The following is a 6,412-nucleotide window of genomic DNA, read 5'->3' as shown; positions in this document are numbered from 1 at the left end:
AAGGCCACCCGGTCCTCGGGGGTGCCGCTGAGGGCCTCGTTGGCTTCGCGGATCACGGCCTTGCCGCTGGCCGGGTCGGCCAGGATCTTGGCGATGGCGGCGGCGTTCTCCGTGTCCGAGCCCACGACCACGACCGCGGCCGTGGCAGCCGGCCCGGCGGCCGGTGTCGCCGCGAAGGACGGGGTGGAGAGCAGCAGGGCAGGAGCCAGGGCGCCTGTGGCGAGGAGGAGCGCAGCTCGGGTCAGTTTCATGGTTCCCCCTTGATCGAAACGCTGTCCGGGTCTTGACAGCAGGAAGATCGTCACAAGGGGGCGCCCGGCGGACAACTGCCCACAAGGCCAGGCCGTTCGGTTCCACGATCGGGCGTATCTCACACTCCGGGGCCGGCCGCCTGCGGGGCCGGTCCCTCCGCTTGTTCGGCCTCCGCCGTCTGGCGCCCGATCATGCCGGCGATCACGTCCGGAGCCACCGCCCGCGAGAACAGCCAGCCCTGCCCGGTGTCGCAGCCGACGCGCCGCAGCCGGGCCGCCTGCCCCGCGGTCTCCACGCACTCTGCGGTCACCGTCAGACCCAGCCGGTGCGCGAGCTGCACCAGGGCCTCGACGATCGTCTCGTCGGCCGGGTTCGGGTGCGTGCCCTCCTCGTAGCGGAAGCCCCGTACGAAGGAGCCGTCCAGCTTCAGCACCGAGACCGGCAGCCGGCTGAGGTAGGCCAGGTTCGAGTAGCCGGTGCCGAAGTCGTCGATCGCGATCCGCACGCCCATGTCGCTGAGCGCCTGCAGGGCCTGCAGCGGCCGGCCCGCGGAGCCCATCACGGCCGATTCGGTCAGTTCCAGTTGGAGCAGCTGCGGCGCCAGGCCCGTCTCGGCCAGGATCTCCGCCACGTCGCCCACCAGGTCGGAGTCCCACACCTGGCGCACGGCCACGTTCACCGACACGAAGACCGGCGCGTCGCTGGGCTGCTCGATCTGCCAGCGCCGCGCCTGCCGGCAGGCGGTCCGCAGCACCCACTGCCCCAACTGGACGATGGATCCGTCCTCTTCCGCAATACCGATGAACCGATTCGGCGTGAGCGTGCCGAACTGCGGGTGGTTCCAGCGCACCAGGGCCTCGACCCCGCGCACCACACCGCTCTCCAGGTCCACCAGGGGCTGGTACTCCAGCTCGAACTCCCCGCGCTCCACCGCCGGGCGCAGCGTCGAGGAGAGCGCCTGCCGGGTCATGCGGTGCGCGTTGCGCTCCGGGTCGAAGAGGGTCCAGCGGGCCTTCCCGTCGGCCTTGGCCCAGTACAGGGTCGTGTCGGCGGCCTGCATCAGCCCGGTGGCCGAGGTGCCGTCCGTCGCCCGCTCCACCACCCCGATCGACGCCGAGACCGACAGCCGCTGCCCGGCGAGGTCGAACGGCTCCTGTACGGCGGCCAGTACGCTCCGGGCCAGGTCCGCGAGCTGTTCGGTGCCGGTGGAGTCCTCGACCAGCAGGGCGAACTCGTCGCCGCCGAGCCGGGCGACCAGGTGCCCGCCGGTGCGCCCGTACCCGGACTGGTCGGCGCACTGGGTCAGCCGGGCCGCGACGGCCGTCAGCAGCCGGTCGCCGACCCGGTGGCCGAGGGTGTCGTTGACGGCCTTGAACCCGTCGAGGTCCAGGTAGCACAGCCCGATCCGGCCGGTGCCGCCGCCGTGGTCGTAGGAGGAGGCCTCCAGGGCGGCGGAGAGCCGCTCGAAGAAGAGCGCCCGGTTGGGCAGCCGCGTGACCGGGTCGTGCATCTGCAGGTGGCGCAGCCGGGCCTGGAGGTCGCGCCGGTCGCTGATGTCGGAGACGGACAGCAGGACGTCCCCGGTCCCGGGTACGGGCCCCAGGGTGACCTCGGTCCACAGCGAGTGCCCGTCGGGGTGCTTGAGGCGGCGGGTGCAGCGCAGCCGGGCCTGCCGGCCGCGGAGCACCTCCTGGTAGGCGGCCCAGGTGCGGGCCTCCGCGGCCAGGTCCACCAGGTCGGCGGCGCACTGGTGGACGAGCGTGTGCGGCTCGCTGCCCAGCAGTCCGGCGAAGGCCTCGTTCGCCGCGACCACGTAGCCGTCGCGGTCCACGACGGCCATGGCGAGGTGGGCCGCGTTGAAGGCCGCCCGGTAGTCGCGCCGGTCCGAATCGGCGCGCGACGGCACTGCCGGCACTGCCGGGTGACGCTCCGTAATGGCCGATCGGATGCTGTCGGCCGCCGAACCGGTTCCTTCTGAGGTTCCGCTCACCGTTGGCCCCGCAGTGTTCGTGAGTGTCCGTGCAGGAAAGTGTGCCGATCATAGAGGCTGCTGGGAGGCCCTATCCAGCGGCGTCGCCGCGTGAGGTCCCGGAGTTCGGCGTGATGACGGATCGTCGGACCAAGATCGCTTGATCGTTTCTGCGCGGCTGTGAACGTGCGAAGGCTCTGGCTGATCTCAGGTGATCGGTCGTGACGTTCTGTAGGCAGGTGTGTGAAGTCCGGGGGTCACCGGCTTGCCTCATTGCTCACTCGTGTGGGGCAGCGGAACAGGGCATTAGTAAGACGATCGCCTCAAGGTGGCTAAACAGGCACGAATCCACCACCGGAGGTCGATGTGGCGCGTCAGCAGACACCCGGGGGAGTGGACTGTTCCCGCATCCGAAGTGCCGCCGCGGCGCTCACCTCCCTCACTGCGCTCGCCGCCATGTCGCTCGTCGCGGGACCCGCGGTGGCCGATTCCGGCGCCGGACCCTGCGCACTGACCCGGACGGGCGCGCACCACTCGCTGGGCCTGGACAGCTGGAACGGCGCCTACCCCAAGCCCGAGCGCACGCTCGATGCGGTCATGGTCTTCCTCTCCTTCCCCGACCACCGCAGCACCCTCACGACCTCGGAGCTCGCCGGCGACTACTTCCCCGCCACCAGCGAGTTCTTCGAGCAGGCCTCGTACGGGCGCTTCCGGCTGGCCCCGCACCCGCAGAAGCAGTGGATCCGGATGCCCAAGCCGTCCACCGCGTACGGGATAAGGCGGGACTGGGCCCCCGGGGACCGGGCGGCCTACCTGCGGGACGCGGTCGCGGCCGCCGACGCCGAGGTGGACTTCGCCAAGTACGACGTCGTCTACTTCGTCGCCGACCCGGACGCGCCGGGGGTGGACTCCGACGCCACCAAGGTCGTCAACTTCGACCGCCCGATCGTCGCGGACGGCGCCGAACTGCGGCGGATCGTCACCGTCTTCGAGCGCCACCCGCCGGACCGCAACGTGCTGGCCCACGAGACCGGCCACGTCTTCGACCTGCCCGACCTCTACCACCGGCCCACGGACGGCAAGGGCGACTGGGACACGTACGTGGGCGACTGGGACGTCATGGGCAGCCAGTTCGGGATGGCCCCGGACCTCTTCGCCTGGCACAAGTGGAAGCTGGGCTGGCTGGATGGCACCCAGGTTGACTGCGTGCAGTCGGGCTCCTCGCTGCACACCCTCCAGCCGCTGGCACAGGCCCCGCCGAGCGGCGGCACGGGCGGGACCCGGCTCGCGGTGATCCGTACGGGCCCGGGCAGCGCGATCGCCGTCGAGGCGCGGGGCTCCGCCGGCAACGACGGGGACACCTGCACGGAAGGGGTCCTCGTCTACCGGGTGCGCAACGAGGCGGCGTCCGGCGGCGGCCCCATCGAGGTGATGGACGCGCATCCGGACACGGAGGCGTGCTGGGATCGCTCGGTGTACCCGCCGCTGGCGGACGCGCCGCTGGAGGTGGGCGAGACGTACACCGTGCCGGGGGAGCGGATCACCATCGAGGTGGCGGACCGGACCCGGTCGGGCGCGTACACGGTGAAGATCACGACCTGATCGTGGCGCGGTCGAGGCACGACGAAGAAGGCCCCCCACTTGCGTGGGGGGCCTTCTTCTCGTCTGTGCGCCGCCAGGGACTCGAACCCCGGACCCGCTGATTAAGAGTCAGCTGCTCTAACCAACTGAGCTAGCGGCGCTTGCTGACGAGGAAGACATTAGCAGGAGGATCCGCGGAACGAAAAATCGATATCCCCAGGTCCGGTCGGTGCGGGGTTGCGGGCCGCCCGTACGAAGGCCCAGAGCAGGGCCTCGGGCCCGGGAAGCCACGGCGTCCGCGCGTCGGGGGCGACCAGCCACCGGGAGGGGCCGGGGCCGGCGGTCAGCGGCGGCACGGTGACGGCGTCGCCGGGGCCGTGGCACAGGGGCGCCGGGGCGGTGCGGGAAGCACCCCACTGCTCCCACGCCAGCAGGGCGGGAAGCCGGTGGGCGGTGCCGGGGGAGGCGAAGAGCAGCATCCGGCCGCGGTGCACGGCCACCGGACCGGAGCCGGGACCCTCGGCCCAGAGCAGGTCCAGGACGCGGCGCCCGAGGACGAGCGGAACGTTGACGACGTCGAAGGCGCTCCCGCAGGGCAGCGTGGCGGGCATGCCGGGCCGGGCCTTCCAGAGTGCGAGGGTGCTCCCGGGGTGGGCGGAGGCGGAGGCGAGCCAGGCGGCGCCCTGCGGGGTGACGTGGGTGGCGGGCGCGGTGCGCGCGGTCCGCGCGTCGAGGGCGGTGCAGCCGGGAGCCGTCGTCAGGGTCGTCATATGCCAAGGTCTACCGGTCGTAGTGAGACGGTCTCCGGTAGTTACCGAAAATCGGGACGCGGCGGGCATCTCTGAGGTATGTTGCGCCCCGCATATGCCAGTGCTGCCAGTGCGCCGCGCTCGGCCTCGGCGGGCGTTCAGGGCGGCTCCGCAGTGGCCGCCCTCCGTGCCGCCGGGACTCCGATCGCCCCGTGCCGGCGTGCCGGTTCGCACTCCGTCCAGCCCGAAGGTGGGCAGCTGCTCGGAGGCGGGCCGGGCGGTGCCGGCCTCGCGGTCGGGAGCTCGGGATTCCGGTGCAGCGGCCGGCGTCGGTCGCTCGCCCGTGCGACTCCCTCGCCACTGAGGCGGTCGATCTGCTCGTGCGCCTCGTCGGCCGTACGGGTGTTCCAGTACCTCGCGTGGGGTCTTGCGTGGCGTTGGACAATGGACGGTGGCCCGGAAGCATTTCGCACGCGCAGCAGGAGGACACGGATGGCAGAGCCCGAGCGGACCGAGCGACGGCTACGGCCGGCGCCGCTCCTCTTCGAGCCCTCAGAGGCCGCGGGGGACCCGGAGCACTTCTTCGACCTGGAATCGATCGAGGACCCCCGGGAGCTGCTGACCCGGGCGACCGAGCTGGCCCTCGCCTTCCGGGCGGCCCAGGACCGGGCCGTGGAGTTCCAGGCCATGGCGGCGGCCCAGCTGGCGGACCCCCGGCGCTTCGACCGGCTCTCGCCCTCGGTGATCGCCGAGCAGGCGGAGTGGACCGAGGACTACGCCCTCAAGATGATCGAGTTCGGCGAATCCCTCCAGCGCGGCGCGGGTACGCCCTAGCGGGGCCCGCTCCGAGACCCGGCGGCGCCGGTGTTCGAGACACGGGGGCCGCCCCCGGGCAACGGCGCCGCACCCGGGGGAGCGGGAGGCGGCACAGAGGGTCGACATGGACGCGCTCCCGGGCCCCCCGACCGCCGCGGCGCCGCCTCCGCGGCCACGGCCGCCGCCTCGCACGCCCGGGGCGCGACTCCTCCCAGGGGGACGACGCCCTGACCGGCGGCCCCGGTGACGACTCCCCGTTCGGCGAAGCCGGCGACGACGACCTCGACGGCGGCCCGGGTGCGAACAGCAACATCGGCGGCCCCGGCGCCGACGTCTGCACCAACCCCGGAACGGGCCCCGGCTGCCCGTGACCTGATCCCCGCGGGGGTGCTCCCGAGACCGGGAACCGGAACCGGAGCACCCCACCCCCCGGCTCCGGCCGTCAAGACGTCCAGGACGCGGAGCTGGATCCGGCGACCGCGCACGCCACGTACGACCACCTCACCGGGAGGCTCACACCGTGACGGACTCCGCGGCGCGCTGCGCGGCCAGCGCGGCCACGTCGTCCAGTACGCCGGCCAGCTCGCCGGTGAGCACCTCGGGGGCCTCGAAGCCCTCGGGCCCGATCAGCTTGGGGATGCCGGGGATCGCGACGGAGCGCTCGGCGGGCAGCATGCCGAGGCGGGTGAGCACCGGCAGCAGCATCTCGGCGGCCGGGACGCCGCCGGTGGGGCCGGCGCTGTAGCTGACGAGGCCGACCGCCTTGCCCTTCCACTCGTTGTAGAGGAAGTCGATGGCGTTCTTGAAGGGCGCGCTGAAGCCGCCGTTGTACATCGGCAGGACGAAGAGGAAGGCGTCGGCCGAGTCGACCAGGGCGCTCCAGTCGCGGGTGTGCTGGTGGGCGTAGTTGCCGGTCGAGGCGTATTCGGGTTCGTCGAGGAAGGGCAGCGCGATCTCGGCGAGGTCGACGGGCGTGACCTCGAAGCCGCCGTGCGCGCGGGCCTGCTCCGTGACCCAGTGGGCGAGGGGGCGGCCGGAGGAGGTG

At 72.6% G+C, this 6,412-nt stretch carries 4 protein-coding genes, 1 tRNA gene and 2 pseudogenes; 2 read left to right on the top strand and 5 right to left on the bottom strand.

The window, feature by feature from the left end; translation table 11 throughout:
- Together PV721_RS26515 and PV721_RS26510 are read right to left on the bottom strand one after the other, a co-directional pair.
- A pseudogene (locus PV721_RS26515) lies at positions 1-251 on the bottom strand (hypothetical protein); the annotation flags it as partial.
- Between the two features lie 119 nt (positions 252-370).
- The gene (locus tag PV721_RS26510) at positions 371-2,242 is read right to left on the bottom strand and encodes a putative bifunctional diguanylate cyclase/phosphodiesterase (RefSeq protein WP_319728352.1); all 1,872 of its coding nucleotides are present in this window, start codon (positions 2,240-2,242) and stop codon (positions 371-373) included.
- Between the two features lie 345 nt (positions 2,243-2,587).
- On the opposite strand from PV721_RS26510, the gene PV721_RS26505 reads away from it, so the two are divergent.
- A complete protein-coding gene (locus PV721_RS26505; RefSeq protein ID WP_319728350.1) occupies positions 2,588-3,823 on the top strand; it encodes a M6 family metalloprotease domain-containing protein in 1,236 nt (411 codons plus the stop codon).
- Positions 3,824-3,889: 66 nt separating this feature from the next.
- Here PV721_RS26505 and PV721_RS26500 read toward each other — a convergent pair.
- Positions 3,890-3,963: transfer RNA gene (locus PV721_RS26500), tRNA-Lys, on the bottom strand.
- Positions 3,954-4,572 (bottom strand): annotated as a pseudogene (locus tag PV721_RS26495) (bifunctional DNA primase/polymerase). The gene PV721_RS26500 and the pseudogene PV721_RS26495 overlap by 10 nt, the downstream one beginning before the upstream one ends.
- A 471-nt stretch (positions 4,573-5,043) precedes the next feature.
- On the opposite strand from PV721_RS26495, the gene PV721_RS26490 reads away from it, so the two are divergent.
- Positions 5,044-5,385, top strand: coding sequence for a hypothetical protein (locus tag PV721_RS26490; RefSeq protein WP_319728349.1), 342 nt, complete (start codon positions 5,044-5,046; stop codon positions 5,383-5,385).
- 495 nt (positions 5,386-5,880) lie between these two features.
- Here PV721_RS26490 and PV721_RS26485 read toward each other — a convergent pair.
- The coding region (locus PV721_RS26485) for an NAD(P)H-dependent oxidoreductase (RefSeq protein ID WP_319728348.1) at positions 5,881-6,412 on the bottom strand (532 nt) is incomplete at its 5' end.

It is taken from the genome of Streptomyces sp. MB09-01 (assembly GCF_033794505.1).
In the GTDB taxonomy this organism is placed as follows: Bacteria; Actinomycetota; Actinomycetes; order Streptomycetales; family Streptomycetaceae; genus Streptomyces.
This window is presented reverse-complemented; position numbering and strand designations above follow the sequence as displayed.

Excerpts from the sequence above, each read along its gene's own strand:
- PV721_RS26490 (WP_319728349.1), top strand. The coding sequence starts at position 5,044 with ATGGCAGAGCCCGAGCGGACCGAGCGACGGCTACGGCCGGCGCCGCTC.